Below are 26,418 nucleotides of genomic sequence, written 5' to 3'. Positions count from 1 at the left end.
AGCTCTTCTTTTTTATAAAATTTTACTCAAATGTGGTTAATTTTTGCTCAAAATTATTGTCATAATAACAAATCTTTACGAAAAAGATATATTGTGGTAAATTTAACTTTCCTCCATGTCAAAAGTCATGGAGCTCTACAAGAAATATCTTGTTGAAAGAGACCCACAACAAAAATTAAAATTTGCAAAGGAAATTCTAGATAACTTGTTAACCCTACAGCTAAATCCCCCTATTTGGGAAACAATAAGGAAGTCAACTGGACTAAAGGAGCACGAAATGAAAGAAATTCTTAATTATTTGGAGGAAAAGGGAGAAATTGAAATAAAGCGGGCAAAAGATGGAAAAAAGCTATATGCATCAACAATAAGAAGCATGAAAAGAAAATCCAAGGAAATACCCCTAGATATGTGGATCAGTAGGCACTAGAAGTACTGTCTAGCTAACCTAGGATTGTACTCCAAGATTATCTTCCCATCTTTGAATACCCTAATTACTCCACTTTCAGAAAGCGTTATTGCAATGGCCTTTGTCACTTTTGTGATTGCTGCCGAAGCTAAATGTCTACTTCCTAATCCTTGAGGAATGTCTATCTCCAATTTTTTCGGATCAACATCCAAATACCTGCCAGCCGCAACTACCCTACCTGTAGAGGATATTATAAAGGCCCCATCAAGAAATGAGAACTCCTTTATTATTGGCTTAACTTTGGGATTCATAATGTTAATCTTATGGCCTTTGAAGGGATTTGGTACCAATTGGTGGGAATGCTTCATAACCTCTTTCGTGTCACCAATAACAAATATCGTCCCTACAGGTCTCCCTTCTCTCCCCTCTATGCTTAATTCAATGGCTATCTCCAACACCCTTTGAACTATCCCCTCATACCTATCAAAGAAGCCCTCCACAGCTTGAAAGTTTTCCTTAACAACTTTAACTCCAATGCTGTTCTCTGTAATGTATACAAATTTTTCTCCGCTCTCTATCATACCTTTTCCCTTCAGAAAAGCTGCAACTAAATTCAGTAGATTTTCTAGTCCTATTGACATTGGAAGTGGGAGCTTTTGAATTTTTTTACCTTCTTTAACGTCCAATTCCCTACCAACTATTATTATTAAGCCTGGGAATTCTATATCAATGTTTTCAGAGGGAGGATACACTAAAACTATAACCTTAGCCCCTATATTCTTTGCTAGCTCTACCCCACTTTTCAAAATTGCATTAAATAGCTCCACAAACTAGCACCAAATTAACAAGACTGGGATAAGTTTATAAACATTTAGTAATGGTATTAAAAACAGTTAAAAACAGTTACAATTTTTCCAACATTTTGGGGGGATTAGTTTGAAAATTATTGTAGCAATAACTGGCGCAAGTGGGGCTATATACGGGATTAGGTTATATGAAACTCTAAAAAACCTAGGGCACGAAGTAATATTGTTGGCAAGTGAAACAGGTAAAAAAGTTGCAAAACTTGAAACAGGGATTGATATTAAGCCAGATTATGGAGAAAATGACCTCTTCGCTCCCATAGCTTCAGGTTCCTACCCATTTGACGCCGTTGTAATAGCTCCATGCTCAATGAAAACACTATCTGCAATAGCAAATGGGTATTCAAACAACTTAATCACAAGAGTCGCCGATGTTGCACTTAAGGAAAGAAGAAAGCTTGTCCTTCTTATAAGGGAAACCCCCCTCAACTTAATACATATCCAAAACATGTTGAAAATCTCCCAAGCTGGGGGCATAGTAATGCCAGCTTCTCCAGCATTTTACACAAATCCAAAGACAATAGACGACATGATAAGCTTTATAATTGGAAAAATTTTAGATATTTTGGGGATTCCTCACAATCTTTATCCAAGATGGGGGGGTTGAAAAATGAGTGAAATTCACCTTGACGATTTAGATAGGAACATACTAAGGTTATTAAAAAAGGATGCAAGATTAACTATATCTGAGCTAAGTGAACAACTGAAAAAGCCAGAATCAACAATTCACTTTAGAATTAAAAAATTACAGGAAAGGGGAGTAATTGAGAGATATACGATAATCCTGGGAGAACAATTAAAACCTAAGCACTTGGCTTTAATAGTTCTTGAGGTTGGTAAGCCCGTAATTGAAGATTTCCTCGAGAGATATATCTCCTACATAAGCTCAACACTCTCCGCCCTGCCAGGAGTTCTCTTCGTGGCAAAGAGTGGTGAGGACAAGATAATAGCATTAGTTGGAAAAAACAACAAAGATGAGCTTGTAAAGTTCATAGAGGAAAACATAACATCAATTCCAAACTTAAAGCATATTCAAATATTCCCAATAACTGAGATCAAAAAGGGAGAGGACTTAACTGGTTTCCTTGCTGAGGTGTAGGCTATTATGGAAGTTGAAATAAAGTTTAAGATTAAGTTAGAGGATTTTCTGCACACTCTTAACACTTTCAATCCTGAATTCGTAAGATATGAGGAGCAGGAAGATGTTTATTTTGAAGTTCCAAGACCAAAGTTGCTTCGTATTAGAGGAGTTCACAATCTAAAAAAGTACTATTTAACATTTAAAGAAATATTAGACGAGAACAATGAGGAGTTCTACGAGGTAGAATTTGAAATTGGAGATTTTGAAAAAGCTGTTGAGGTTTTTAAAAGGCTTGGGTTTAAAATACAAGCCACCATTAAGAAGAAAAGGTGGGTGTACAAGCTTAACGGAGTCACTCTAGAAGTGAATAGAGTTGAAGGGATTGGAGATTTTGTCGACATTGAGGTAATAAGCGACAGTCCTGAAGAAGCCAAGGAAAAAATATGGGAAGTTGCAAAAATGTTGGGATTAAAAGAGGAAGATGTAGAGCCAAGACTCTACCTTGAGCTAATCAACGAGTTATCTGGACGCTCTTCATGAGCTCAAGAGGTTCTGGATGCCTCTCAAAGTACTTCCTTATTGGCTCTAGCAAGTCTATGAGATATTCTGCAACCGCGTTCTTCAGGTCCAACGGATGAAGCTTCCCCTCTGCAAAGTCCCTCTTTAGCTCTTCAAATGTAGTATAAGTTACATCTCCCCCGTACTTCGCAGGTCTGTGAATTGTGAATTCAGTTGGTTCCTCCCTAAATACTAGATATTCAACCCAATCCAAAACGGGGTTGTACTTAACTTCTCTTGCTGGACAGAAGGCCTTTCTTAGCTTCTCCCTAATCTCTTCAGGACTGTCGTGGATGAAAACTGCTGAGTAAGGCTTACTTTTACTCATCTTCATCTCAGCTTTTATCTCCTTAAACTCCTCTTCGCTTTCAATGGGCCACTTTGGAGGCTCCTGAAGTCCCAGGAGGAGATGGTGGTGAACTGCTACAGGCTTTAGCTTTTCTCCATTGTGAATTATGGGATGATAGCGAAGCTTTTCAGCGACTTCAATAGCTATTACGTGAGCTTTTCTCTGATCCATTCCTGCGTGAGCGATTGTAACTCCTTGATAGAATATATCTGCCACCTGCATCATTGGATAAATTAGTTTGGCGAAGTCTATTGCTTCACCCATCTTTCTTCCCATTATTGTTATTGACCTCAAAACTCTGCTAAGGGTTACGTTCTTTGATATGTCAATTACGGTCTGCCAGTAATCACCCTTTTCAAGTATCTCGCTTGCGAGAACAAATTCAACTTTTTCCGGTTTTCCTCCCATTACTTCGATGCTTTTCTCCATTCCAACTTTGAAGTACTTGAGGGCCACCTCTTGGATGGTCTCTAAATCTCCTCCGAGCTTGTCATTTATCCAACTGTGCCAGTCTGCCAAGAAGACCCTAGTCTTAATGCCCGCCTTTTGGAAGTCTGCAATCTTAGCCCCAGCCATTAGACCAGTTCCAAGGTGAATGTAACCACTGATCTCAAAGCCTATGTAGTGCTGAAGGGGGGCTCCTATTTCAAACAGATGCCTAAGGTTTTCAACTGTCAGTACTTCCTCAGTTGGCTTTTTGAGCACCAATTTTATTCTCTCTTCAATGTCCATCCAGCCCACCATCCTAATAAAGTCATGCAACTCTTAAGAAATTTCTGGAGGTATATAAAGGTGGTTGGAAAAATTATTGGACTAATGATACTCATAATTTTGTTTATGATAAGAGGACTGTTATTTTTGTCTCAGATATTCCAAAAAAGTATGACACTTTTAGTTAAACACAAAGTCGATATTCCCGAAAACAAAAAGAAAAGCTTGGAAAATGCTTTTGTAATTTTAAGATATGTTATTTTAGGAATATTTTTTGTATTATCTCCAACAATCATCGGTAAGTTCACTCTCCCTCTCGCATTTCTAAGTGGCAGTAGCTTAGGAAAAACTATCTTATATAGACGATGGTCTTTATTATCAAAAAAATAAAGAGAAGGGCATTATTCTTAAGTATCTGAATGTGGGAACGCTCATAATTGTTCTGGTGGAGGTAATTACATTAAGCGTTCTCTCAATAATTGGGAAGCTAATGTCAACGTTTGTTTTTGGAGGAAATACAATTTACTTCTTCCTGGGTGGAATTGGATTTGGTATTGTTACATCCACTCTAATTGCCATTAACAATAAATATTATCTTCAAAAATACCCTAAGCCTTAGGCTTCAAAAAATTAAAGGGCTAAGAAAGCTTGGCCTTTTCAATTGCTTCCTTAACTAGTCCCCTCGCCTTCTTCATCAGCTCTTCAGCTTTTTCTTTTGTATGAGCTTCAAGGGTTATCCTCATTATTGGCTCAGTTCCGCTCGGCCTAAAGAGTATCCACCACTCCTCATTTTCAATTCTTATTCCATCAATGTCAATTAAATTCTTGTATTCAAAGTTTTGAAGAGCCAGCTTTTCAATTATACGCATGACCTTCTGCTTTAGCTCATTTGGACAGGGAATTTTCTCCCTAAGCGTCACATACCTGGGAACTTCTTTTGCAAGCTCGCTTATTGGGCCTAATTTGTCAATCATCTCAACCACTAACGCTCCAGCAAAGATGCCATCAGGAGTTAAGTTCCACTGAGGGATTATCCAAGTACCACTTGGCTCCCCTCCAAATACACCTCCATGTTTGCTGAGCTCATATGCAACAGCAACATCGCCAACCTTTGTTCTAATAACTTCTCCACCCCTGGGCTTTAGGTAATCATCGAGGGCAAATCCTGCGTCAACGGTTGTCACAACTTTGCCCTTTCCGTACTTTTCAATCATATATCCCGCTATCAGCGAAAGCATGACCTCATAATCTACGAAGTTCCCTTGGTCATCCACCACACCAATTCTATCTGCATCTCCATCGTGAGCTATTCCAACATCAGCCCCAACTTCCCTAACTACTTTAGACAGCATATCTAAGCTCTTTCTATTTGGCTCAAGTTCTCTAACAAAGAAGCCCGTTGGGTGTGAATTTAGACTAATTACCTTGTTCCCTAGCTCTCTCTGAAGATAGGGGCTTACTATTGATCCAGCCCCATTTCCGCTATCAACTACCACTGTATATGAATTCTCTAAGTTTATCTGCTCAACTGCATTCTTAATGTATTCCTTTTTAGGATCAGCTTTAATAACTTCCCCTATCTCCATCCAACTTACTCTCTTAAAGGTTTCTTCTTCGATTATTCTCTCAAGCTCGCTCTCTTTATCTGGAGTGTACGCCATTCCGTTTCTGTCCCAAACCTTGATACCGTTGTAGTTTGGAGGGTTGTGCGAGGCCGTAATTGTGACTCCCGCATCTGCATTGTAAAGCTTAATCGCAAATCCCGTTAGAGGAGTAGGAGCAAGTCCTATATCCACAACCTCGATTCCAGTTGCCAAAAGGCCACTTACAAGGGCATGCTTTATCATTTCACTGCTCGTTCTAGTATCAATCCCAACAACAACTCTCCCCTCTCCAAGATAAGTTCCCAGGGCCAGTCCTACCTTTAGAGCCAGCTCGGGTGTAAGTTTTTCGTTAACCACTTCCCTAATTCCGCTCGTTCCAAAGTATTTTCCCATTGCTATACCCCCATTAGGCTGTTTTTCATCCTTACGAGGATTTTTGCTCTTTCAAGTGAGACGGGATTGTTAATTTTGCCATTTTCTTTTACCCAGGTTCCAACTATGAAACCGTCGGCATACTTAAAAAGTGTTCTGAAATTCCTTGGATTAACTCCAGAGCCTACCAAAACTGGAATACTGCTTACCCTTTTTGCCAAGATTAAATCCTCCAAGCTAATGCTCTCCCCCGTTCTTCTTCCCGTAACTATAATTCCATCTGCCAATCCCCTCTCCACAGTATCTTTTACTGCATCTTCAAAGTTTGTGAAGTGGACCGCATGCTTTACGTGCACATCTGCAAGGGTTAAGATGTCCCCTCCTATTATCCTTTTGACGTTCCATAGCTCCCTTGCACACCCCTCAATTATTCCTTGATCCGTAAAAGCAACTCCAGTTAGAACATTAACTCTGATAAAGCTCCCTCCCACCGCATGCGCAATTGAGTAGGCAACTATACAGTCATTTCTTAATGCATTTATTCCCAGGGGAAGAGAGACCTCTTTCTTTACGGCTTTCGCTACTACTGTAAATGCTGGAATAACCTCCCTGGGAAGAGTCTTTGAGAAGGGAGAATCTCCAAAGTTCTCCACTATTATTCCGTCGAACCCAGCCTCTTCATAAGTTTTGGCATCCCTGATAGCCCATTCTATTACCTCCTCAAAATCTCCCCCATATCTAGGAGAACCTGGGAGAGGCTTTAAATGGACAACCCCTATCAATGGTTTCTTACTAAAATCCAAGTCCTTCATGGTCACTCCCAACACTTATAACTCCAAGTTAGGTTAAGGTTTTCGGTGAGATTCATGATAGATGCTCACGCTCACATCGAGTTCTTCAAGAAAAATCAGGAAGAGATAATAGAGGAGGCAAAAAGAAAGCTTAGGGGAGTAGTTGACTCCATAACGGAGTACAGAAAGACTCACGTGTGGAAAAGCTGGGAGTTGTTGAAGGATTATTTTGACTTCATATTCCCCACCCTGGGGTATCATCCCAACGAAGCTAGGAGGGGGAACTGGGAAAAGGTAAGAAAAGTGGAGGATTTTATACTTAAACACCAGAAGGAAATATTTGGAATCGGGGAGATAGGCCTTGACTACTATCACGCAAAGACCAAAGCTGAGAGAGATGCTCAGAGAGAAATCTTTGTTCACTTCTTAGAGCTGGCAAAAGAGCTGAACCTTCCAGTTGTAATTCATGCCCGAGAAGCGGAGAAAGAGGCATTGGAAATCATAAACAGGTATGACATCCCCTCTTACTTTCACTCTTACACAGGTTCAGTTGAAGTGGCTAGGGAAATCGTTGATGGCGGGCACATACTAGGAATAAGCACAGGCATAGTCTTTATCCCAGAAGTCCGAGAAGTGGCCAAAAACATTGAGATAGAGTATTTGGTTGTTGAGACAGACGCTCCATACATGAGTCCTTACAAGGGGATTAGGAATAAACCAATATTTGTCGAAGTTGCCATAGAGGAATTGGCAAAAATTAAAGGAATGGATAAGACAGAAGTTGAGGCAGTTACAGAGGTAAATACAATAAAGTTCTTTTCTCTTCCGCTATAATGTTTTTTTCAAACCTCTAAATTTTTATTTTCGGACAAAATCTTTTTATACCTCCCCTTTGTAAATTAGGTCGACCTAATATTTTGAGGGGGTGCTAAAATTGAGTGACTTCATTCCACTCACAATGCTGAGGGAGGGCGAGACAGGAGTTGTAGTTGACATCCAGAGTGGAGTTAATGCTAGAGGCAAATTGCTCTCAATGGGTATAACCCCAGGTGTTAGGGTTAGAATGATAAAAAGTAGAAAGCCTGGACCTGTAATCATTGGGATAGGTTCATCAAAAATAGCTCTTGGCTGGGGAATTGCAAGTAAGATTATTGTAAGGAGGGAGTAATCGTGCTAAAAACTGTGGCCTTAGTTGGGAACCCAAACGTTGGAAAGACAACAATTTTTAACGCACTAACCGGGTTGAGACAACATGTAGGCAACTGGCCTGGAGTTACTGTAGAAAAGAAAGAGGGAATTATGGAATATAGGGAGAAGGAATTTCTCGTTGTAGACCTCCCTGGGATTTACTCTCTTACCGCCCATAGCATTGATGAGTTGATAGCACGAAACTTTATTTTAGATGGAAATGCTGATGTCATTGTTGACATAGTAGACTCGACATGTCTTATGCGAAACTTGTTCTTAACCTTAGAGCTGTTTGAAATGGAAGTTAAGAATATCATCCTAGTCTTGAACAAATTTGATCTACTCAAAAAGAAAGGGGCTAAAATTGACATAAAAAAGATGAGAAAAGAGCTTGGAGTCCCTGTTATTCCTACAAATGCAAAAAAAGGAGAGGGAGTTGAAGAACTTAAAAGAATGATTGCCCTAATGGCTGAAGGGAAAGTTACTACTAATCCGATAATTCCCAGGTACGATGAGGATATTGAGAGGGAAATTAAGCACATCTCCGAGTTATTGAGAGGGACTCCTTTAGCAGAGAAATACCCCATTCGATGGCTTGCCCTTAAGTTGTTGCAGAGGGATGAAGAAGTAATTAAGTTGGTTCTCAAATACTTGGGACAGGAAAAAATGGATGAAATACCGAAGCATATCAGCGAGCTAGAAGAGAAGTACAAGAGACCTCTGGATATAGTGATAGCAAGTCAAAAGTACGAATTCTTAGAGCAACTCCTGAGAAAGTTCGTAGTTCATGAACCAGAAGTTAAGGAAAATCTGGCTAATCAACTCGACAGGTTATTGACTCATCCAGTTTATGGAATGATATCCCTCCTAATCACCTTCTACTTGGTATTCAAGTTCGTCTTTACCTTCGGCTTTCCCCTCCAGGAGTTGTTGGATACGGCATTTTCACAATTAGGAGAAAGCATTGCTCCATACATTGGGAATGAAGCCCTAAGGGGGTTAATCGTAGATGGAATTATCGGAGGAGTTGGCACTGTAGTAAGCTTCTTCCCCTTAGTATTCCTGCTCTTCGTGGCAATGTCTATCTTGGAAGATGTAGGGTATTTGGCAAGAATTGCGGCAATGATGGAAAGGTTTATGAGAATTTTTAGACTCCCAGGAAAAGCAGTTATACCAATGGTGCTAGCTTTTGGTTGTAATGTCCCTGCAATCATGGCTACAAGAACAATAGAGAACGAAAAGGAAAGAATAATAACTCTGTTAATCAATCCCCTAGTTCCCTGTGTTGCTAGAATGACCGTAATAACGTTCCTAGCAGGAACATTCTTCCCAGACAGGGCTCCCCTCGTGGCAATAGCTATCTACGCAATAGCAATAGGTTTAGCTTTGTTATCCTCTCTGCTCCTGGGCAAGTTCATTGTAAAAGGAGAAGAAAGTCCGTTCATAATTGAGTTGCCAGAATATTTGATTCCTTCATGGAGAGTAGTATTAGTCCACTCCTGGGAAAGGAGCAAAGAATTTCTTAAGAAGGCGGCCACAGTAATCCTATTCGGCTCAATCCTTATCTGGTATCTATCGAGCTATCCAGAGCCCGTTGGGAATGGAATTAGTTATGCAGAAAGATTAGGAAAGATCTTTGAACCATTGATGAAGTTAATGGGCCTTGATTGGAAGGCAGCTGTTGCCTTGCTCTTCGGAATAATTGCCAAGGAGAATACCATTGTAGCTTACTCAATAATATATGGAGTTAGCGAAGAGAGCTTAGCAGGAACTCTGGCAGGGATTATGACTCCCCTTCAAGCCTTTGTGCTGGCTTTAGTAACTACCCTCTACATGCCCTGTATAGCTACATTAGCAGCTATAAGAGCAGAGGGAGGAACAAAGTGGATGATAATGGCAGCTCTGTATAATTTACTCTTAGCTACAGTCATTGGAATAGCAGTTTATCAAATCGGAGGAATCATTTATGGGTAAATTAGAGAGACTTTTGGAGTTAATAAAAGAGGGAAAATCATTGGATGATATTATGAAAGAACTTAGAGTTTCGAGAGAGGAGGTAAAAGGGATGTTAGAAATCTTAAAGGCCTTAGATTACATTGAGGAAGTAGAGGCAGAGAGCTGCAACAATTGTCCATTAAAAGAGGTGTGTGGAGGAGGATGTGTAAGGATAGGAATAAAAGCCTACGTTCCAAAATTCAAATCTTAACTTTGCCCCTCTTTTTTACAAACTCTTGCAGATCTATCCTCTGCTCCAACCACTCTCTGACAAATCCGGTAAATACTATCGGGACTTTTCTCAGCTCTTCTACATTTCTAGCTCCAACGAGAAACATTGCGTTCTTGATTTCTTCAACGTATCCTTTGATGACTTTGATCACCCCTTCTACATCCCCTTTTGCGGCAGGTTTCAGAACAGGTAACGCTATTCCAACAAGAGAAGCTCCCATGGCTAGAGCTTTTGCCATTGTAATTCCATCCCTCATACCACCACTGGCTATTATTGGGAGGTTAGTTGAAAACCTAACTTCAGCTAAGCTTATGGCCGTTTTTATCCCCCAATCCCAAAATCTTAGAGCCAACCTCTTTCCCAACTCATCTTTGGCCCTATAATATTCCACTCCACTCCAGCTTGTCCCCCCAACACCGCTAATATCTATTGCACTAACTCCAATGCTCTCCAGCTTTATTGCAACCTCCTTCGAAACTCCAGCTCCTGTCTCCTTCGCTATTACAGGATAATCTATTGAAGAAGTTATCTCGGCCAAAGCTTCAAGAACGCCTGAAAATGTCGTATCCCCCTCTGGCTGAACGCTCTCCTGAAGTGGATTCATGTGGATTGCTATGGCATCCGCATCTATCTTTTCTATTGCATAAAGAACTTCCTTCACCCCATACTTCCTCTTTGCATTCCTCCCAAACTGAGGTGCCCCTAAATTTCCAACTAAGAAGACATTCGGGGCCACATCTCTCACATAATAACTTTCCCAAGTTTCTGGCTTCTCTATCATGGCCCTTTGACTTCCCACCCCAAGAGGAATATTTAGCTCTTCAGCCGCTTGGGCAAGTGTTCTGTTGATTTTCCACGCTACTTCTCCTTTTCTTGTTCCACCAGTCATCCCAGTAATCATTATTGGATAATCAAACTTCCTTCCTAGGAATTTTACTGAAAGATCAATCTCATCCTTATCAATCTCTGGAAGGCTCATATGGACGAAGTGAACATCTTCAAAGCCATTAGTTGCGTGGGCCTCAACATTTCTCTTGAGGCAGTGCTCTATGTGCTCAAACTTTCTAAGAACAGTGCGAGTCCCTTCATCCATTTGATTCCCTCCCTAAGAAGAATTTGGTGGACCGGGCGGGATTTGAACCCGCGGCCTCCGCCTTGCGAGGGCGGCGCTCTTCCAGGCTGAGCTACCGGCCCACCCTCGATGTTAGTGGATAATCGTATTTTTATAAAGCTTGCGGGGTTCGCTAGATAAATTAGAATTTCGTTTTGAGACAAATAGAGGATGCCAAGAATCGTCACTTCTATGGCCACATTTCATAAAAGCCAGCTTTCCACACGATTACGTTCTACTTAAACTTTTGGCTTTTTCGTTGGATTTTCTAATAGGGGTCTCTCTAACCTCCTATTTAAGACTTTCTCTGAAAACCCGTAACACTGCACTCCATTTATAAACCCAACACAAAAATAGAAAAGGAATGAAAAAAGGTTAACACGTCAGAATAAACCTCAAAACCCTAGAAGACAAAATCCCAACAATCGAAAACACTCTCACCAAATTTAAATTCTCAAATCTAATTAAAAACAAAAACAAACACAAAATAGGAGAGTCTAACCATTCAAACCCCAAGCAAAACTTTTTATTAACCGATTAAAGCCCCCACACAAAATGCATACAAACGACAAAAAATTACCACTAAAAGGGTAAACAAAAAAAAACAAAAAACCACACAAAAAACACAAAAAGACTTAAACAACCCAAAACCCCTCAAAATCAAAAAACAAGGACGAAAAAACAATATAAAAATGAAAAAATAAAAATAAGCCATATTTTATTACATGGTGTTACGCTCACTTAATAAGATCCCCCATGCAAAGCTACTAGCTTAGAGTTTAGACAAAAATTTTAATAAAACATTAAACTGCCTTAAACCGTGATGAGAAATGGTAGCGGTAAGATCATTTGGAGAAGCAATTGATTTTCTTGTGAAGTATAAGAAGTTACTGTTGTTGACAATTATTCCAGCATTGATCTCAGGCGTTGCAAGTCCCTTTGTAGAGGAGTACCCTGAAACTCAAAGATTTAGCGATATTATTATCGAAAGATATGGGGCTATTTCTCCGGAGATAAATTGGAAGTTGTATATTCCAGTTGTTATCTTGGTGGTGACAATACTTTCGGGTATAGAATTTGGAATCATTGACTTTGCAATTAAAGCAAAGAGAGGAAAAGTGGATAAATTCTCATTAAAGGAAATCGCCATTTATGGCCTAAGGAACGCTGGATGGGGACTTCTCCTAACAATAATTTCCTCCTTATATTTGCTAGCCCTTGTAATTGGAGGAAGCATTCCCTTTATAATTCTCCTGCTTGTTTTCGATATAGTTGATTTCCTAGAGCCACTTGTTCCAATTGTAGAGCTATTATTTGTTATATGGGTCTTAATCTTAACATTATTCTCGCTTTCAGTCTCTGGCCTAGTTTTTCCAAGGTTTGTCGACACAAGGTCTCTTAGAGAGGCATTAAGGGTCATTAAATACGGAAGAAGATACAAGGCTTCAATGATTGGATTTGGAGCTCTTCTTGGTCTTTCATCTTTTGCATTACTAATGGCCGTTGGTATAGTAGAGATGAGCGTGTACATGTTTTCTATGAATACAGTAGCAAGACTATTAGCCTCTCTCCTCACGGTACCACTCATAGCCTTGTTGTCGTTATTTGTAATTATTGCAGAGACAATATTCTATGAGAATGTCAGGGCAGATTACGAAGAGAGAAGAGCTCTTTTTTATACCTTATATTCAAATCTAACAAATTTGGAGGATGTCCAATGAGCAAGAAAAAGTTCGTCATCGTATCTATCTTAACAATCCTTTTAGTACAGGCAATATATTTTGTAGAAAAGTATCATACCTCTGAGGACAAGTCAACTTCAAATACCTCATCTACACCACCCCAAACAACACTTTCCACTACCAAGGTTCTCAAGATTAGATACCCTGATGACGGTGAGTGGCCAGGAGCTCCTATTGATAAGGATGGTGATGGGAACCCAGAATTCTACATTGAAATAAACCCATGGAACATTCTTAATGCTACTGGATTTGCTGAGATGACGTACAATTTAACCAGCGGCGTCCTTCACTACGTCCAACAACTTGACAACATTGTCTTGAGGGATAGAAGTAATTGGGTGCATGGATACCCCGAAATATTCTATGGAAACAAGCCATGGAATGCAAACTACGCAACTGATGGCCCAATACCATTACCCAGTAAAGTTTCAAACCTAACAGACTTCTATCTAACAATCTCCTATAAACTTGAGCCCAAGAACGGCCTGCCAATTAACTTCGCAATAGAATCCTGGTTAACGAGAGAAGCTTGGAGAACAACAGGAATTAACAGCGATGAGCAAGAAGTAATGATATGGATTTACTATGACGGATTACAACCGGCTGGCTCCAAAGTTAAGGAGATTGTAGTCCCAATAATAGTTAACGGAACACCAGTAAATGCTACATTTGAAGTATGGAAGGCAAACATTGGTTGGGAGTATGTTGCATTTAGAATAAAGACCCCAATCAAAGAGGGAACAGTGACAATTCCATACGGAGCATTTATAAGTGTTGCAGCCAACATTTCAAGCTTACCAAATTACACAGAACTTTACTTAGAGGACGTGGAGATTGGAACTGAGTTTGGAACGCCAAGCACTACCTCCGCCCACCTAGAGTGGTGGATCACAAACATAACACTAACTCCTCTAGATAGACCTCTTATTTCCTAAATTTCGGCAACCTGGGAATTATCAAGTTTAAGAAAAGGTGGAGTTGCTAAAGAATTCAAAGAAAATTTGAAAAGTAACTTTTATTGTGATCTCACGATAACCTTCATTTTTGACCTTAGGTTATTCTTTTTAAGGGATAAATCAACTGGCGGGCCGGCCGGGATTTGAACCCGGGACCTCCGCCTCCGGAGGGCGGCGTTCTCTCCTGGCTAAACTACCGGCCCACCCAACTCTCATATTCCAGACACCTTAAAAAGGATTACCTCCTATTATAGCTGGTGGTATAATGCCCAGGATAGCCATAGTTGGGGGTTCTGGAGTTTATGATTTCCCAGCAGAGAACAAGAGAGAAGAGACCGTCAAGACTCCCTATGGAGAAGTCAAAATTACCGTTGGAGTTGTGGGAGATGAGGAAGTAGCTTTCTTGGCTAGACATGGGAAAGGACATTCAATTCCACCCCATAAAATAAACTACAGGGCAAACATTTGGGCTTTATATGAGCTTGGAGTTGAGAGGATAATAGCTACTTCAGCCGTTGGCTCAATGAATCCAGAGATGAAGCCGGGAGATTTTGTAATACTAGATCAGATTATTGACTTCACAGTGTCAAGACCAAGAACATTCTATGATGGAGAGGAAAGCCCACATGAAAGGAAATTCGTTGCCCATGTAGACTTTACTGAACCCTACTGCCCAGAGATAAGGAAGGCATTAATCACGGCGGCCAGAAACCTTGGATTGCCTTATCACCCAAGAGGGACCTATGTATGTACGGAAGGGCCGAGATTTGAGACTGCAGCTGAGATTAGAGCCTACAGAATCCTCGGAGGGGACGTTGTTGGAATGACCCAATGTCCCGAGGCTATATTGGCGAGAGAGCTGGAAATGTGCTACGCCACAGTTGCTATTGTAACGAACTATGCAGCGGGAATGAGTGGGAAAAAGCTCACTCACTCTGAAGTTGTTGAGTTAATGCAAAAGAAGAGCGAAGATATCGTAAAGCTAATTCTCGCAGCTATTCCTCTAATACCAAAGGAGAGGAGGTGTGGGTGCAAAGATGCTCTGAAGGGTGCCACTGGCTAGCCCTCCCTTTTTATTATTATGACGAATTTCAAACGGATTAACAACCCAAAGAGTTACATCCGAGAAGTTTTATACACATTCATGTCTAAAAAAGCTTAAAAGGTTGTATCACTTTGACAAAACAAAGGCAATTGGAGGGTAGGAGATGGGGTGGATTGAAAGGTATTTTGAGTTCGAAAAATATGGTACTGATTTGAAGACAGAAGTGTTGGCAGGAATTACAACCTTCATGACCATGGCCTACATAATCTTCGTAAATCCAATAATTCTCAGCAACGCAATGGGGCCAGAGGCCTTCGACTCTCTAGTTGCAGCAACTTCACTCGCGGCAGGTTTAACAACAATCCTAATGGGTATATACGCAAAGAAGCCCTTCGCCCTCGCTCCTGGGATGGGGCTTAACGCATACTTTGCATTTACAGTGGCCCCAAAGTATGGATGGAAGGTCGCTCTTGCAGCTGTATTCGTTGAGGGTATTATCTTCATAATTCTAAGTATTACAAAGGTCAGAAGCGCGATAATCCATGCAATCCCACTGAGTCAAAAGTACGCTGTTGGGGCTGGAATCGGACTGTTCTTGACGTTTATAGGACTTAACAACGTTGGATTGCTAACCGCTTTAACAGGAGACAATGGATTGCTCATTAAGACATCACTAAATGCTTCCGTCTTGGCCAAACCAGAAGGACTATTATTCCTGTTTGGGCTCTTCCTAACGGCGATCCTCTTATCCTTGAGAATCAAGGGAGCCCTGCTAATTTCCATCTTGGCAACGAGCATAATTGGATGGATAACAGGGGTTGCCCCCAGGCCAGAGGGAGTATTCTCAATGCCAACACTAAGCTATACATTCCTCCAGCTTGACCTTAAGGGATTGCTTAACGCTGGAGCACTTGGAGCTGTATTCGCATTCTTCATGGTAGACTTCTTCGACACCCTGGGAACAGTTACGGGTCTTAGTGCCAAGGCTGGATTCCTAACAAAGGAGGGTAAGATTCCAGATGCTGAAAAGGTTCTCCTCACAGATGCCATTGGTACAACTTTTGGTGCAATTTTGGGAACTTCCACTGTAACAACATACATCGAGAGCGCAGCCGGTATTGAGGAAGGAGGTAGAACAGGATTTACAGCAGTGATTACGGGACTTCTGTTCCTAATCATTGGACTCTTCATAGCTCCAGTGGCCAAGGCAATTCCAGCCTTCGCAACAGCACCTGCCTTAGTTATAGTAGGTTACTACATGATTTCAGCATTCAAGGAAGTTGACTTTAGCGACCCAACAGAGGCAATTCCAGCCTTCCTAGTCCTCATAACGATTCCATTCACATACTCAATTGCCGACGGTATTGGAGTTGGATTCATAAGCTACACGTTACTAAAGGTCTTCACAGGAAGGTGGAAAGAAGTCCACCCACTAATGTATGCACTAGCGGTGGTATTCATAGGCTACTTCGCCTACTTAGCCACAGCTTGATCCTTTTCTCTAACTTTTTTTAAGAACTGCTTTAACGCATAGGGACATTCTTGCTGAATATAGCTTATGAATTCTCTAATCCTATGTACTGTAACCTCACTAACGTAGTGCTCAAATTGGCACGCATCTCTCTCAGCTATTTCGGGTGGAATGCCTAAAATGTTTATGAAAAACTCCGTCAAAAGCTGATGCTTCGAGTATGTTTTCTTTGCAACTTCCAGACCTTTTTCAGTGAGAAGAATGTGCTCGTGCTCCTCATATTTTACAAACCCCTTATCCCTAAGCTTTTTTAATGCCTCAACAACGGTCGGGGGTTTTACCCTCATCATCTTGGCTATGTCCTTTACCCTTATTACACCCTTGTTCTTTTGAAGGATATACATGGTTTCCAGATATTCTTCCTCCCTCTTTGATGGCAACTTTTATCACCAAGTTAGAGTTGTCTAACAAATATTTAAAGTTTAATTGAGAGGGATTCTCTCGACTTCAATCCTATCCCAGGTAGGGTATTCCTCAACTATGTAAAACTTTACATCCCCCTCTATCGCTTCCGCCAATTCCTCGGCAACTTCTACGGGCATTTCAATCCTCTTTTTCTCCCAATTTATGTACAACCACTCCTTCGGGACTTCCGCTTCCTCTACCAAGAATTTATAAAGCTCTTCAAGATCTTCGTATTCAGCAATTCCAAACCTAAGCGTTCCGTCTTCAGTAATTTCCATGTAAGGTTTAGCAACGTTCTTTGCCATTCTCCTGAGTCTATTCCTTAGCTGAACAGCATCTTTAAGCTTAGCGGTGCAGAGATGATAGTAGAGGGAAGTATTTTTCTCTCCCCACTCTAGAATTTCCAATCCCAACTCGAGAGATCCTTTTATTGCAAAGCTATTCTCCCCAGCTAATTTGAACCCCCTATTTAGGATATTGCTAAGGTTAGTCTCACTGTACTCTAACTCATTTATGTTCAAGAATTTCCCGCCAAACTTGTCAAGAATTTCGGCAAACCACTTTATCCTATCTCCAAACCCAGGAACTGCTGGAACTTCTCCACCAACATCCCAATCAAAGTCAAAGGCATTCTTTAAGTTTTCAATCTCCCTATTTAGAAACTTTGAAGAGGGCTCAAACAGATCAGGGTGAAACCTTATCTCATCAAGTCCAGCATCATATAGCATTGACAACGCCCTCTTATCTGCAAGAATTCCTGTGGTGTATAGATGAATATGAAACTTCTTCCCGAATTCTTCCTTAAGGGTTCTTATGTATTCAACAGTCCTATTCAACCTCGCCAAGGGATCTCCCCCAGTAACTCCAGCTCCCCTGGCCTCTTGTATCTTTGCCTCCTCTATTATATCTTCAATTTTTCTTATCGGCCTCTCATTTGCATAGGCAACATCTTTTCTCCTCCATGGGCTTAGGGGGCAATAGAAGCAATTCCTGGGGCAAACCCCAGTAACAAAGAGTACAAGTTTCTCTCCTCTAACACAATATTGACAACCCTTCGGGAGTTCCCCCACAACGTAAGAGTAGTAGGAGGTTTCCTTCATTCTCTCACCCTCAGCCAGCCATCCTCTAATCACCACTCATTTAACAGCTCTCTCATCATAGGGAAATTTTCTCTATAACCTTTGGAATTTCCGTTGGTTCTAAGGCCGTCTCAACTATATAACCCTTTTCTATAAGTATCTTGGAAAATAAATCCTGCCTTCTCCAACCATCGAGTGTCATATCGCCATAAAACATTAACTCTGGCAGGAGAATTAATCCAAAATCAACCTCCGGTAACCTTTCCACTTCTCTCAAGACATCTCTCCCCGTCAAAAGACCCGCAGTCCCTATGTTCCCTCCAAAGAACTCATTCTTTACCATTACAACCTTTATCCTGGGAAATAGTCTTTTCATCTCTGGATAGGCCAGCTCTCCAGTAAAGATGTATGTTGGAAACTCTGGCTCTATGTTGAATGGCTCAAGTCCAGTAGTGAACTCTCCCAGGAGGGCTAGGAATATTGGTGGGATAACTACTTTTATCCCCAGCTCCTTATCTTTTTCTAGAGCTACCTCCTTGACATATGAAAGTTCCTCCTTGGTTAGGGGTCTAATCTCAAACCTATTGTATTTGGTAACCCCGACCGGGAAAAGTCTAACCTCGTGGACTCCCATTGAGTCAAGGTCTTCAATTATCTCTCCAATATCATCCACGTTGAATCCTGGGGTCAAGATTATGTCAGCTATAGTCCTGAAATGCTTCGCAACAAGGGGGAGGAGATCAATCAATTTTCCTGCGTGTCTATTTCTCATCAACTTAATTCTCACATCTTTTTTAGTTGTGTGGACAGAAATCTGGATTTCATCAAGTCCAGCTTCATAAAGGCTCTTAATTCTGTTTTCATCAAACTTTACATTGCCCGAGGTATCTGTAACTCTAATCCATAAATCGTAGTGCTTTCTCGCATACCTAATTCTTTCCTCCAACGTTGGATCGTTGAGGGTGTCATGCCTCGCAACTCTATATATCATTTCTGGAGGATTTTGAAGAAGATAGCAGAACAAACAGCCATTCCCACACGGACCTGCCTTAGAGGAGGGAGGAATAACAAGTAAATCCTCTCTCTCATCAACTCCATCGAGTTCATACTTCGTAATCTTTCTAAGCTTGAAGTCTTCCGTCAGCTCATACATCGAAAGTGGAAGAGGGCAGTGGGTATTTAAGCTTATGGCTTTTATTTTTATTTAAACTTTGTACCTTCACCGCAAAATACTAAAGATTAGATAGACAGTTTGTTTAAAAATTATCAATAAGATAAAAAAACTATTCTGTAGCACACGCGTTATTATCACTTCATATTAATAGTAAAATTTATAAAATTTACAAGGTATAATATGGACATAATATACTCAGTGATAGTAGATGATCAATAAAAAGCATCTATAGAAGATAGGGGAGCACTCATGAAGAAAAACATGATTGGATTTGGAATTCTACTATTCCTTTTTATTTTCATGGCCTATAAAGCTCTTGAAAGTCCCGAACCCCAGAAAGTTATTGCCAAGGAATATTTCATCTCTACTTATCGGGGCTATGTAGCTGGGTACGTTGATGAAGTTGTTGCCCTCCACGCATACCTGATAACTCCAGGGGATCAAGATTTTAGAGGGACTATTGGAGTCAGAAATCTCCCTTCCTGCCTTGATTTTAAAGATATAGGAGTTAGCAAATTCAGCTATCCAGGAGCAACGGTGTTTGACATCATAGTAACATTAAGGCTCAAAGAGCCTGGCCACTGCGTTATGGATAAAGCCTATGTAATAATTTGGAGGAACAACGCCACAAAGAAAGCTCCTCTCGGAACAATTGAGTTCGACATCTTGGAGCCTTCAGAAGGAAAAACATTAGACATTCCAGCTTATGTCGAGGCTGTTGTTGGTCCAACCCCAGGAGTTCCAAGACTTATGTATACAATTTCAAATCCCTTCAATGAGACCGTAGATATAGTGAACGTGAGTTTTAGAGTTCCAGGAATTAAGATTATTGACTCTGGGCCACGGGAAATACCTCCCAAAGGAATAGTTAACTTCACGGTAACTCTAACGAACATATCCAAGCCAAATGATTTGTACGTTATTAAGCCACTCATAGTTTACAGGGTTAGAGAAAAGAGATATTCGATGCCTGCTCCACCCTGCTATCGGATAACTATCCCTGAGAACCTTAAACCCTAATTAATTTCTTTTCCTAAAGTTTAAATCGATCTATCCCAATTCCTCAGTGTATGGTAGTCTGGAAGGATGGAAAGTTGGGCCTTCCCATACCTGAAGCTGTCAAAATAATTCCAGAATTAAATAATTATGTAATTAATGGAAAACTTGACTTCTCAAATAGGCAGGCCAGGATACTCTACAACAAGGCGATAGCAAAAGCTCTCTTTGGTTTGGATATAGAATATCACCCAAAAGGCTTAGTTACAACCCCAATTTCTCGGTACATATTCCTAAAAACATTCCTAAGGGGAGGAGAAGTTGCTCTCGAAATAGGGACTGGACACACTGCAATGATGGCCCTTATGGCCGAAAAATTCTTCAACTGCAAGGTCACTGCTACTGAAGTTGATGAAGAGTTCTTTGAATATGCTAGGAGGAATATAGAGAGAAACAATTCCAATGTAAGGCTTGTAAAGAGCAATGGAGGGATAATCAAAGGAGTTGTTGAAGGAACTTTTGACGTTATATTTTCGGCACCTCCCTACTATGATAAGCCCCTGGGAAGAGTTTTGACCGAAAGGGAGGCAATTGGTGGAGGAAAATATGGGGAAGAATTCTCAGTGAAGCTACTTGAAGAAGCTTTTGATCATCTAAACCCAGGTGGAAAAGTTGCCCTGTATCTCCCAGATAAGGAAAAACTGCTCAATGTCATAAAAGAGAGGGGAATCAAGCTTGGATATTCTGTGAAGGACATAAAGTTTAAAGTTGGGACGAGATGGAGGCACAGCTTAATTTTCTTTAAGGGGATCTCTGTCTAAGATTATGTATTCTGCCCTAAACCCTCTCTCCAGCTTCCCTAAATCTTCAGCTAAGGTAACTTGGGCAGAACCATGAGTGTAGAGATGCAGGGCCTCCTCTCTGCTAACCCTTTCTCCTGGGTCAACAACGTACCTATTCACTGCCGCATCAATGCTTACCCATGGATCAGCCGGTTCTATTGGAGAGTCTGTGCTAAACCCAAGCTTGGTAATGCTAGAGAGGGTCTTCAGTCTGTAAGCCCACTTTGCCCTCTCTTCCCCTACCCTGTTTACTATCCACCAGTCGCTCACTATGAAGTGAGGCTGAGCTGAAATCCTGACTTTTAGCTCCTTTATCCTCTCCAACTGATCATCCCTAACTAAGGAAGCATGTTCGATCCTTCCTGAAAATTCTGCCTCTTCAAAGGCATCCAGTGCCACATCAACGGCTTTATCTCCTATAGCATGGACTGCAACGTCCAACCCTAAAGGCTTAGCCCTCTCGATGACCTCAACTATTTCATCTTTATTCATTACGAGCTCTCCAGAAGTTGTTGGATTATCAGTGTAAGGTTCACTCAGCAATGCTGTTCTAGCACCTAAACTGCCATCAACGAAGAGCTTAACTCCCCATATTCTCAGCCTTCTTCCCTCGAATTTTCCCAGGTTCAGCTCCTCAAGCTTATCCAGCAACTCGGGGCTTAGGTACGCAAAAACGTTCATCTTTAGTCTTCCTTCCCTCTCGAGCTCAAAGAGCGCCTTTAGAGCCTTTTCTCCCACGCTCATGAACCCTACAGAGTGAACACCCAAGCTAAGAAGGTGCTCCTGAGCGCTCTCTATGTAGTGCTTGTAATCCTTAACAGTCAGTATTTTCTCGTTTATTATCTTCCTACTCTCTTCTAGGGCCCTCTCCCTAACTATTCCAGTTGATTCGTCAAAATCTTTGGATGGCTTCAAGTTCAAGAGGTCAATCATCTTTGAGTTCATAACCGCCACATGAAAGCACCTTCTGTAGAGAAATACGGGCCTGTCTATAACATCTAGGTCTTCTCTCGTTGGCCATCTTCCAAGCTCATCTTGATCCCAGCCAAACCCAAATATTATTCTTCCTCTTCCCTTCTTCACCCTTTCAACTAACTCTTCCATTGACTTAACTCCCCTTAAATCTACCATTTCCAAGCTCATTCCAAGCTCGTCCAAATGGAGATGAGAATCAAAGAATGCTGGCATGACGAACTTTCCCTTCAAGTCTATTATTTCTCCTCCAGCCAATTCCGCAATTCTGAGAGCAGTTGATGAGTCCCCTGCATAAAGGACTCTTTCGTTTGAAATAACTAATCCAGAAACCTTCTTCACTGGGGAAAAGGATGTGTATATTGTTCCATTTATGAGGGCCTTCATGCAATCACCTATATGTTTTACACCCATGAAATTTTTAACTTTCGTGAATAGAGTAGACTGGTGGTTAAACGTGAAGAAGTTGCTTATGGGTAATGAAGCCATAGCTTACGGAGCTTTGGAGGCTGGAGTTTCTTTTGCTACTGGTTATCCTGGGACTCCTTCTACGGAGGTTATAGAGACTATAGCGAGATTGAAGCCAGAAGTTTTTGCGGAGTGGGCTCCAAATGAGAAGGTTGCTTTAGAAGAGGCCGCTGGAGTGTCTTACGCTGGACTGAGGAGTCTAGTTACCATGAAGTGTGTTGGACTAAACGTTGCGGCAGATCCCCTGATGAGCTTGGCATATTCAGGAGTTGAGGGAGGGCTTGTAATTCTAGTTGCCGACGATCCTGGGCCCCATACAAGTCAAACAGAGCAAGATGACAGATACTATGGAAAGCTTGCCTTACTACCAGTTCTTGAGCCTTATGATCCCCAGGAGGCTCATGATTTAATAATATACGCTTACGAACTCAGCGAGAAGTACAAGGTTCCAATAATATTTAGAACAACCACTAGGGTTAACCACACCACGGCAGACGTTGAAGTTGGTGAGTTTAAGGAGCTTAAGAGAGAACCGAAGTTCAAGAAGGACATAGAGAGGTACGTTAGAGCAAGCATGGAGGGGAATAGGAAGAGACACAAGTGGCTCAACGAGACTTTGAAGAGAATAGAGGAGGAGTTCAACACATTGAGGTTCAACTGGATTGAGGGAGAGGGAAGAGTTGGAATAATAGTCGAGGGAGCTCCATATAACTACGTTAAGGAGGTAGTTCCTCAGATAGAAGAAGATTTCAAGATACTAAAGTTATCAACTCCTCACCCACTTCCCAGGAAGCTCGTTGTTGAGTTCCTTAGGAGCGTTGACGTTGCCTTAGTCGTTGAGGAAGGAGCACCTTTCTTGGAGGAGGAGATCAAGGTAGTTGCATATGAAGAAGGCCTCAACGTTCCAATATATGGAAAGAGAACCGGACATCTACCGTTGGAGGGAGAGCTAACGCCAAGACTCGTCAGAAACGCTATTCTAAAGCTTTTGGGAAAGGAAAGGGAAGAGGTCAAGTTGCCCAAGGAAGTGGAAGAGGCAAAAGCTTTGGCTCCAAAGAGGCCTCCAGTAATGTGCCCAGGCTGTCCCCACAGGGGGACTTATAGGGCCCTTCTAGATGCCCTAAGAGAATTAGGATATGGAAAGTTCGATATCCCAATTCATGGAGACATTGGCTGTTATGCGCTATCCCTGCTCCCACCCCTAGAGGCAATATGGACAGAATTCGTTATGGGGGCTAGTATAAGCTTGGCCAACGGACAAAGCGTAGCTATGGGTAAGAAGATAGTTGCCACAATAGGGGATTCAACGTTCTTCCACAATGGAATCCAACCATTAATTGATGCAGTGTACAAGGACTTAGACGTCCTGGTGATAATCCTAGACAACAGAACAACTGCTATGACAGGTCATCAGCCGCACCCTGGGACTGGAGGAAGTGAAACTGGAAGGAAGTTCAGGGAGATAGACATAGAGTCTGTAGTTAGAGGAATAGGGGTTAAGTACGTTAAAACTGTCGATCCATACAATCTAAAGGAGACAAAAGAGGCAATAAAGGAGGCTATGAAGGTTAAAGGACCTGCAGTTATTATAGCGAAGAGGGAATGTGTGATACCAGTCATAAGAAGAGGGGAGATCGGAGAAATACCAGTGGTTGTGGAGGACAGGTGTACTGGATGTAAGGCCTGTATACTTTTAACTGGATGTCCAGCGCTTGTTTATGAGCCAGAAAAGAAGAAGGTCAGGATTGACCCCTTGATATGTACAGGGTGTGGAGTGTGCAACCAGCTCTGTCCATTTGATGCAATTAAGTTCCCAAGCGAGCTTTGATCTCTATTTTTATTATATCCCCCACCTCAAAATTTCCACCAATCAGCTTAACTCTCTCTTCGTTGCAGTAAACCCCAATCCCTCTAACTTTAACACCGTTGGCAAGTACTTCAAAGTTAGGTTTAAATATTCCAACTCCATTTTCGAGTATCTCTTGAGCTTTTACATCAATTCCAAACAGCTTCCCTTCTCTTCCAGAGAAAATTGCCCCATAGCGGTAGTGAGGAAGACCTCCCTCTATATTTCCCAGCGGAGTCATTCCTTTTCCCTTCGTTTCAAGGGGCTTAAGCCAGAGATAATGCCCTTTCCTCTCCACCACTTCAAATGTATTTCCTTTAACAATTGGAACAAGAGGCTTAACCTCTGGAAATAGAGGAAAAGCTCCCCTGGCTCTATACCTATCGTTGCAATCTCTAACCTCAAAGTGGGCATGCTTGTCGCTCCAAGGAGAGAAAAAGCCTGAAAGCCTTAACTTTCCAATTTCATCCCCTAGGAAAACTTTCTCGCCAATCTTAACGCTAGGATCAACGTGGAGAACCTTTAGGCAGAATTCACCCAACTTAAAAACCATAAGGTAGTCGTGATCAACTGGGATATATCTCGGAGTTCTAATTTTTCTCACCTCGATGAGCTTCCCCTCCTCAAATGGGAAAAGGGCCCTGTCTTCAAAATAGACATCAACAGCTGTTCCAATCCTATGCCCTATGTATGGAGTGTTGAAAAAGGAGTACCTAACGTTTGGAATAGTAATCCACAGCCCATTAACCCTTGCAATTTTCATTCACCTCACCTCAATGAACTCCCAGCCTCTCCTGTGAACTTCTACCCCCTCTGCCTTTATGTTTGAGCGCTTTATGAGGTCTATTAGATCTTTGATAAAGCGCCAGAATTTATCCTCATCGACCATTATTTTGTAGCTCTCGGGGAAATTCTCCATCAGTAATTCCTTAAACTCCCTGCCAGCCGCCTTTAGGTTTAATATCTCAAAGAAGTAGTAGTCAGTAAAGCTCCTTGTTTCCCTAATTATTTCTTCAACGTCCGTGATCCCTGGGATTATTGGGCTTACGAATGCATAATTCTTTATTCCCTCGTCTTTTAGCGTTTTTAGGGCGTTTACTCTTGCCCTTTGGACCGGAGCAAATGGCTCTATTAGACGTTTTTCCCTCCCCTCAAAGCTGTTTATTGTTAGCCCGACCTCTATCTTCTCAAACATCTTGAAAACATCTATATCTCTAATGACTAGAGGAGACTTCGTTAGGACGCTGAGCTTGTTCCTCTTATTCATTGCTTCGAGCGTTCTTCTCGTGAGTTTTAGCTCCTTCTCTATTGGCTGATATGGATCAGAAATGCTGGACATGAAAACCTCTCCATAAACTCTCTTCCTTGCAAGCTCAGGAGCATTTACCTTTATCTCAACCCAGCCTCCCCACTCTCCATAGGGTTTCCACTTGCAGATAAACTTTGCGTAGCAGTATTTGCATGCAAATTGGCAACCTACGTATTGATTTACCACCCAATCGACCCCAGGAATTTTGCTTTTTGTGTAGATGCTTTTGGCCCTCACATTAATAATTTTCATGTGGTATCACCACTTATATTTGGGAGGAGTGAAAGTTACGGCCAAATGTAACACTGAACTGCTAACGAACAGCTAACTAGACCGATAGTTCCCTAATGCATAAAAACTAAGGGAGTTATATAACCTTGATGGCCGAGTGATTTTTTAAACCCTCTTTTGCTCCTTTTATCATACATCCACTTTAAAAAGGGCTATAGAGGAGAAGTTCGGGAGCCTTAATGAGCTCCAGATGAGGGCTTTTGAGGAGAACGGCACCGATGGAGGGTTTTCTTTGTGGCTTTTTCCAGCTTTTTCATCTCTGATGCCATTCTCTCTGCAAGACTCTCTCGTTCTTCTTCTGTCATCTCAAAGATGGACTTTTCGAAAGAATAGTAAACACTTAATCTTTTTGACCCTCTTGTAGTTCCATAAGGTTCTTCCCATTTGATGTCTTCTGGAGATATCCCCCCCATTGCTTCAGCTATTTCTTTAATATGTTGCTGGAGACACCTTTGTATTCGTTTGTTTTCTTCTGGAGACGGCTTTCCGATATAGATGCTA

The 26,418-nt window shown here is 41.4% G+C and carries 29 protein-coding genes and 2 tRNA genes; 17 read left to right on the top strand and 14 right to left on the bottom strand.

Going from position 1 to position 26,418, the window contains the following annotated elements:
• Positions 1–115 precede the first annotated feature (115 nt).
• On the top strand, positions 116–427 hold the full coding sequence (locus ACMFNG_RS06985; protein WP_011012000.1) for a hypothetical protein: 312 nt from the start codon (positions 116–118) through the stop codon (positions 425–427).
• On the opposite strand, the gene ACMFNG_RS06980 is transcribed toward ACMFNG_RS06985, so the two are convergent.
• Entirely contained in the window at positions 424–1,233 is an 810-nt protein-coding gene (locus ACMFNG_RS06980; RefSeq protein WP_011011999.1) for a DNA integrity scanning protein DisA nucleotide-binding domain protein, read from the bottom strand. The two genes, ACMFNG_RS06985 and ACMFNG_RS06980, sit on opposite strands and share 4 nt — an antisense overlap.
• Positions 1,234–1,342: 109 nt before the next feature.
• Here ACMFNG_RS06980 and ACMFNG_RS06975 point away from each other — a divergent pair, with 109 nt between their 5' ends.
• The 3 genes from ACMFNG_RS06975 to cyaB are packed head-to-tail and all read left to right on the top strand — an operon-like array spanning position 1,343 to position 2,890.
• On the top strand, positions 1,343–1,876 hold the full coding sequence (locus ACMFNG_RS06975; RefSeq protein ID WP_011011998.1) for a UbiX family flavin prenyltransferase: 534 nt from the start codon (positions 1,343–1,345) through the stop codon (positions 1,874–1,876).
• Positions 1,877–1,879: 3 nt separating this feature from the next.
• Positions 1,880–2,368 carry an Lrp/AsnC family transcriptional regulator gene (locus ACMFNG_RS06970; protein WP_011011997.1) on the top strand — a complete coding sequence of 163 codons (489 nt, stop codon included), beginning with the start codon at positions 1,880–1,882 and terminating at the stop codon, positions 2,366–2,368.
• Positions 2,369–2,374: 6 nt separating this feature from the next.
• A complete protein-coding gene (gene cyaB / locus ACMFNG_RS06965) occupies positions 2,375–2,890 on the top strand; it encodes a class IV adenylate cyclase (protein ID WP_011011996.1) in 516 nt (171 codons plus the stop codon).
• Here cyaB and ACMFNG_RS06960 read toward each other — a convergent pair.
• Positions 2,862–3,989, bottom strand: coding sequence for a tyrosine--tRNA ligase (locus ACMFNG_RS06960; RefSeq protein ID WP_011011995.1), 1,128 nt, complete (start codon positions 3,987–3,989; stop codon positions 2,862–2,864). The genes cyaB and ACMFNG_RS06960 overlap by 29 nt on opposite strands.
• A gap of 60 nt (positions 3,990–4,049) precedes the next feature.
• Between ACMFNG_RS06960 and ACMFNG_RS06955 the strand changes: the two genes are divergently transcribed.
• Both ACMFNG_RS06955 and ACMFNG_RS06950 read left to right on the top strand, forming a co-directional pair.
• Positions 4,050–4,358 carry a hypothetical protein gene (locus ACMFNG_RS06955; protein WP_014835256.1) on the top strand — a complete coding sequence of 103 codons (309 nt, stop codon included), beginning with the start codon at positions 4,050–4,052 and terminating at the stop codon, positions 4,356–4,358.
• 31 nt (positions 4,359–4,389) lie between these two features.
• Positions 4,390–4,587 (top strand): hypothetical protein, encoded by a 198-nt coding sequence (locus tag ACMFNG_RS06950; RefSeq protein ID WP_011011994.1) that lies wholly within the window; start codon positions 4,390–4,392, stop codon positions 4,585–4,587.
• Between the two features lie 19 nt (positions 4,588–4,606).
• Here the strand turns inward: ACMFNG_RS06950 and glmM are convergent, their stop codons facing one another.
• Positions 4,607–5,965 carry a phosphoglucosamine mutase gene (gene glmM / locus ACMFNG_RS06945; protein ID WP_011011993.1) on the bottom strand — a complete coding sequence of 453 codons (1,359 nt, stop codon included), beginning with the start codon at positions 5,963–5,965 and terminating at the stop codon, positions 4,607–4,609.
• A 2-nt stretch (positions 5,966–5,967) separates the two neighbouring features.
• Positions 5,968–6,756 (bottom strand): BtpA/SgcQ family protein, encoded by a 789-nt coding sequence (locus ACMFNG_RS06940; protein WP_014835255.1) that lies wholly within the window; start codon positions 6,754–6,756, stop codon positions 5,968–5,970.
• A 54-nt stretch (positions 6,757–6,810) separates the two neighbouring features.
• On the opposite strand from ACMFNG_RS06940, the gene ACMFNG_RS06935 reads away from it, so the two are divergent.
• The 4 genes from ACMFNG_RS06935 (at position 6,811) to ACMFNG_RS06920 (ending at position 10,129) form a co-directional block, all read left to right on the top strand.
• A complete protein-coding gene (locus tag ACMFNG_RS06935) occupies positions 6,811–7,569 on the top strand; it encodes a YchF/TatD family DNA exonuclease (protein WP_011011991.1) in 759 nt (252 codons plus the stop codon).
• Between the two features lie 100 nt (positions 7,570–7,669).
• A complete protein-coding gene (locus ACMFNG_RS06930; RefSeq protein WP_014835254.1) occupies positions 7,670–7,903 on the top strand; it encodes a FeoA family protein in 234 nt (77 codons plus the stop codon).
• Between the two features lie 2 nt (positions 7,904–7,905).
• Positions 7,906–9,897, top strand: coding sequence for a ferrous iron transport protein B (feoB, locus tag ACMFNG_RS06925; RefSeq protein WP_430515128.1), 1,992 nt, complete (start codon positions 7,906–7,908; stop codon positions 9,895–9,897).
• Entirely contained in the window at positions 9,890–10,129 is a 240-nt protein-coding gene (locus ACMFNG_RS06920; RefSeq protein ID WP_011011988.1) for a DNA-binding protein, read from the top strand. The genes feoB and ACMFNG_RS06920 overlap by 8 nt, the downstream gene beginning before the upstream one ends.
• Here ACMFNG_RS06920 and fni read toward each other — a convergent pair.
• Together fni and ACMFNG_RS06910 are read right to left on the bottom strand one after the other, a co-directional pair.
• The gene (gene fni, locus ACMFNG_RS06915) at positions 10,119–11,243 is read right to left on the bottom strand and encodes a type 2 isopentenyl-diphosphate Delta-isomerase (RefSeq protein ID WP_014835253.1); all 1,125 of its coding nucleotides are present in this window, start codon (positions 11,241–11,243) and stop codon (positions 10,119–10,121) included. The genes ACMFNG_RS06920 and fni overlap by 11 nt on opposite strands.
• Before the next feature lie 24 nt (positions 11,244–11,267).
• Positions 11,268–11,344 (bottom strand) — tRNA-Ala (locus ACMFNG_RS06910).
• A 747-nt stretch (positions 11,345–12,091) separates the two neighbouring features.
• Here ACMFNG_RS06910 and ACMFNG_RS06905 point away from each other — a divergent pair.
• Both ACMFNG_RS06905 and ACMFNG_RS06900 read left to right on the top strand, forming a co-directional pair.
• Positions 12,092–12,982 (top strand): hypothetical protein, encoded by an 891-nt coding sequence (locus tag ACMFNG_RS06905; RefSeq protein WP_011011986.1) that lies wholly within the window; start codon positions 12,092–12,094, stop codon positions 12,980–12,982.
• Positions 12,979–13,938: a GH12 family glycosyl hydrolase domain-containing protein gene (locus ACMFNG_RS06900; RefSeq protein WP_430515127.1), complete on the top strand. Its 960-nt coding sequence runs from the start codon at positions 12,979–12,981 to the stop codon at positions 13,936–13,938. Before ACMFNG_RS06905 ends, ACMFNG_RS06900 begins: the two co-directional genes overlap by 4 nt.
• A gap of 146 nt (positions 13,939–14,084) precedes the next feature.
• Here the strand turns inward: ACMFNG_RS06900 and ACMFNG_RS06895 are convergent.
• A tRNA-Arg gene (locus ACMFNG_RS06895) sits at positions 14,085–14,162 on the bottom strand.
• Between the two features lie 62 nt (positions 14,163–14,224).
• Between ACMFNG_RS06895 and mtnP the strand changes: the two genes are divergently transcribed.
• Positions 14,225–15,022, top strand: a complete 798-nt coding sequence (mtnP, locus tag ACMFNG_RS06890) for an S-methyl-5'-thioadenosine phosphorylase (protein ID WP_011011984.1) — start codon at positions 14,225–14,227, stop codon at positions 15,020–15,022.
• A 145-nt stretch (positions 15,023–15,167) separates the two neighbouring features.
• Positions 15,168–16,496, top strand: coding sequence for an NCS2 family permease (locus ACMFNG_RS06885; protein WP_011011983.1), 1,329 nt, complete (start codon positions 15,168–15,170; stop codon positions 16,494–16,496).
• Here the strand turns inward: ACMFNG_RS06885 and ACMFNG_RS06880 are convergent.
• From ACMFNG_RS06880 to ACMFNG_RS06870, 3 genes are all read right to left on the bottom strand, one after another.
• Positions 16,478–16,879 (bottom strand): metal-dependent transcriptional regulator, encoded by a 402-nt coding sequence (locus ACMFNG_RS06880; RefSeq protein WP_011011982.1) that lies wholly within the window; start codon positions 16,877–16,879, stop codon positions 16,478–16,480. The genes ACMFNG_RS06885 and ACMFNG_RS06880 overlap by 19 nt on opposite strands.
• 78 nt (positions 16,880–16,957) lie before the next feature.
• A complete protein-coding gene (locus ACMFNG_RS06875; protein WP_048059047.1) occupies positions 16,958–18,040 on the bottom strand; it encodes a radical SAM protein in 1,083 nt (360 codons plus the stop codon).
• A gap of 55 nt (positions 18,041–18,095) precedes the next feature.
• Positions 18,096–19,172 carry a DUF512 domain-containing protein gene (locus ACMFNG_RS06870; protein WP_011011980.1) on the bottom strand — a complete coding sequence of 359 codons (1,077 nt, stop codon included), beginning with the start codon at positions 19,170–19,172 and terminating at the stop codon, positions 18,096–18,098.
• Between the two features lie 270 nt (positions 19,173–19,442).
• On the opposite strand from ACMFNG_RS06870, the gene ACMFNG_RS06865 reads away from it, so the two are divergent.
• Together ACMFNG_RS06865 and ACMFNG_RS06860 are read left to right on the top strand one after the other, a co-directional pair.
• Positions 19,443–20,213 (top strand): hypothetical protein, encoded by a 771-nt coding sequence (locus tag ACMFNG_RS06865; RefSeq protein WP_011011979.1) that lies wholly within the window; start codon positions 19,443–19,445, stop codon positions 20,211–20,213.
• Positions 20,214–20,263: 50 nt separating this feature from the next.
• Entirely contained in the window at positions 20,264–21,010 is a 747-nt protein-coding gene (locus tag ACMFNG_RS06860; RefSeq protein ID WP_011011978.1) for a methyltransferase domain-containing protein, read from the top strand.
• Here ACMFNG_RS06860 and ACMFNG_RS06855 read toward each other — a convergent pair.
• The gene (locus ACMFNG_RS06855) at positions 20,981–22,390 is read right to left on the bottom strand and encodes an amidohydrolase (RefSeq protein ID WP_014835250.1); all 1,410 of its coding nucleotides are present in this window, start codon (positions 22,388–22,390) and stop codon (positions 20,981–20,983) included. The two genes, ACMFNG_RS06860 and ACMFNG_RS06855, sit on opposite strands and share 30 nt — an antisense overlap.
• Positions 22,391–22,415: 25 nt before the next feature.
• Between ACMFNG_RS06855 and iorA the strand changes: the two genes are divergently transcribed.
• Positions 22,416–24,299 (top strand): indolepyruvate ferredoxin oxidoreductase subunit alpha, encoded by a 1,884-nt coding sequence (gene iorA, locus ACMFNG_RS06850; protein WP_011011976.1) that lies wholly within the window; start codon positions 22,416–22,418, stop codon positions 24,297–24,299.
• On the opposite strand, the gene ACMFNG_RS06845 is transcribed toward iorA, so the two are convergent.
• The 3 genes from ACMFNG_RS06845 to ACMFNG_RS06835 all read right to left on the bottom strand — a co-directional run bounded on the left by ACMFNG_RS06845 (position 24,277) and on the right by ACMFNG_RS06835 (position 26,408).
• A complete protein-coding gene (locus ACMFNG_RS06845) occupies positions 24,277–25,080 on the bottom strand; it encodes a hypothetical protein (protein ID WP_011011975.1) in 804 nt (267 codons plus the stop codon). The genes iorA and ACMFNG_RS06845 overlap by 23 nt on opposite strands.
• The gene (locus ACMFNG_RS06840) at positions 25,081–25,878 is read right to left on the bottom strand and encodes an SPL family radical SAM protein (protein WP_011011974.1); all 798 of its coding nucleotides are present in this window, start codon (positions 25,876–25,878) and stop codon (positions 25,081–25,083) included.
• Between the two features lie 215 nt (positions 25,879–26,093).
• Positions 26,094–26,408, bottom strand: coding sequence for a DUF4268 domain-containing protein (locus ACMFNG_RS06835; RefSeq protein WP_081420786.1), 315 nt, complete (start codon positions 26,406–26,408; stop codon positions 26,094–26,096).
• Positions 26,409–26,418: the final 10 nt, after the last annotated feature.

It is taken from the genome of Pyrococcus woesei (genome assembly GCF_050496105.1).
GTDB lineage: Archaea > Methanobacteriota_B > Thermococci > Thermococcales > Thermococcaceae > Pyrococcus > Pyrococcus furiosus.
This window is presented reverse-complemented; position numbering and strand designations above follow the sequence as displayed.

Coding starts and splice junctions, on each gene's coding strand:
- mtnP (WP_011011984.1), top strand. CDS start 14,225: ATGCCCAGGATAGCCATAGTTGGGGGTTCTGGAGTTTATGATTTCCCA.
- ACMFNG_RS06960 (WP_011011995.1), bottom strand. CDS start 3,989: ATGGACATTGAAGAGAGAATAAAATTGGTGCTCAAAAAGCCAACTGAG.
- ACMFNG_RS06905 (WP_011011986.1), top strand. CDS start 12,092: ATGGTAGCGGTAAGATCATTTGGAGAAGCAATTGATTTTCTTGTGAAG.
- ACMFNG_RS06870 (WP_011011980.1), bottom strand. CDS start 19,172: ATGTATGAGCTGACGGAAGACTTCAAGCTTAGAAAGATTACGAAGTAT.
- ACMFNG_RS06865 (WP_011011979.1), top strand. CDS start 19,443: ATGAAGAAAAACATGATTGGATTTGGAATTCTACTATTCCTTTTTATT.
- iorA (WP_011011976.1), top strand. CDS start 22,416: ATGAAATTTTTAACTTTCGTGAATAGAGTAGACTGGTGGTTAAACGTG.
- ACMFNG_RS06840 (WP_011011974.1), bottom strand. CDS start 25,878: ATGAAAATTATTAATGTGAGGGCCAAAAGCATCTACACAAAAAGCAAA.
- ACMFNG_RS06935 (WP_011011991.1), top strand. CDS start 6,811: ATGATAGATGCTCACGCTCACATCGAGTTCTTCAAGAAAAATCAGGAA.
- ACMFNG_RS06855 (WP_014835250.1), bottom strand. CDS start 22,390: ATGAAGGCCCTCATAAATGGAACAATATACACATCCTTTTCCCCAGTG.
- ACMFNG_RS06885 (WP_011011983.1), top strand. CDS start 15,168: ATGGGGTGGATTGAAAGGTATTTTGAGTTCGAAAAATATGGTACTGAT.
- ACMFNG_RS06970 (WP_011011997.1), top strand. CDS start 1,880: ATGAGTGAAATTCACCTTGACGATTTAGATAGGAACATACTAAGGTTA.
- glmM (WP_011011993.1), bottom strand. CDS start 5,965: ATGGGAAAATACTTTGGAACGAGCGGAATTAGGGAAGTGGTTAACGAA.
- ACMFNG_RS06875 (WP_048059047.1), bottom strand. CDS start 18,040: ATGAAGGAAACCTCCTACTACTCTTACGTTGTGGGGGAACTCCCGAAG.
- ACMFNG_RS06985 (WP_011012000.1), top strand. CDS start 116: ATGTCAAAAGTCATGGAGCTCTACAAGAAATATCTTGTTGAAAGAGAC.
- ACMFNG_RS06880 (WP_011011982.1), bottom strand. CDS start 16,879: ATGTATATCCTTCAAAAGAACAAGGGTGTAATAAGGGTAAAGGACATA.
- cyaB (WP_011011996.1), top strand. CDS start 2,375: ATGGAAGTTGAAATAAAGTTTAAGATTAAGTTAGAGGATTTTCTGCAC.
- ACMFNG_RS06920 (WP_011011988.1), top strand. CDS start 9,890: ATGGGTAAATTAGAGAGACTTTTGGAGTTAATAAAAGAGGGAAAATCA.
- ACMFNG_RS06860 (WP_011011978.1), top strand. CDS start 20,264: ATGGTAGTCTGGAAGGATGGAAAGTTGGGCCTTCCCATACCTGAAGCT.
- ACMFNG_RS06900 (WP_430515127.1), top strand. CDS start 12,979: ATGAGCAAGAAAAAGTTCGTCATCGTATCTATCTTAACAATCCTTTTA.
- ACMFNG_RS06940 (WP_014835255.1), bottom strand. CDS start 6,756: ATGAAGGACTTGGATTTTAGTAAGAAACCATTGATAGGGGTTGTCCAT.
- fni (WP_014835253.1), bottom strand. CDS start 11,243: ATGGATGAAGGGACTCGCACTGTTCTTAGAAAGTTTGAGCACATAGAG.
- ACMFNG_RS06845 (WP_011011975.1), bottom strand. CDS start 25,080: ATGAAAATTGCAAGGGTTAATGGGCTGTGGATTACTATTCCAAACGTT.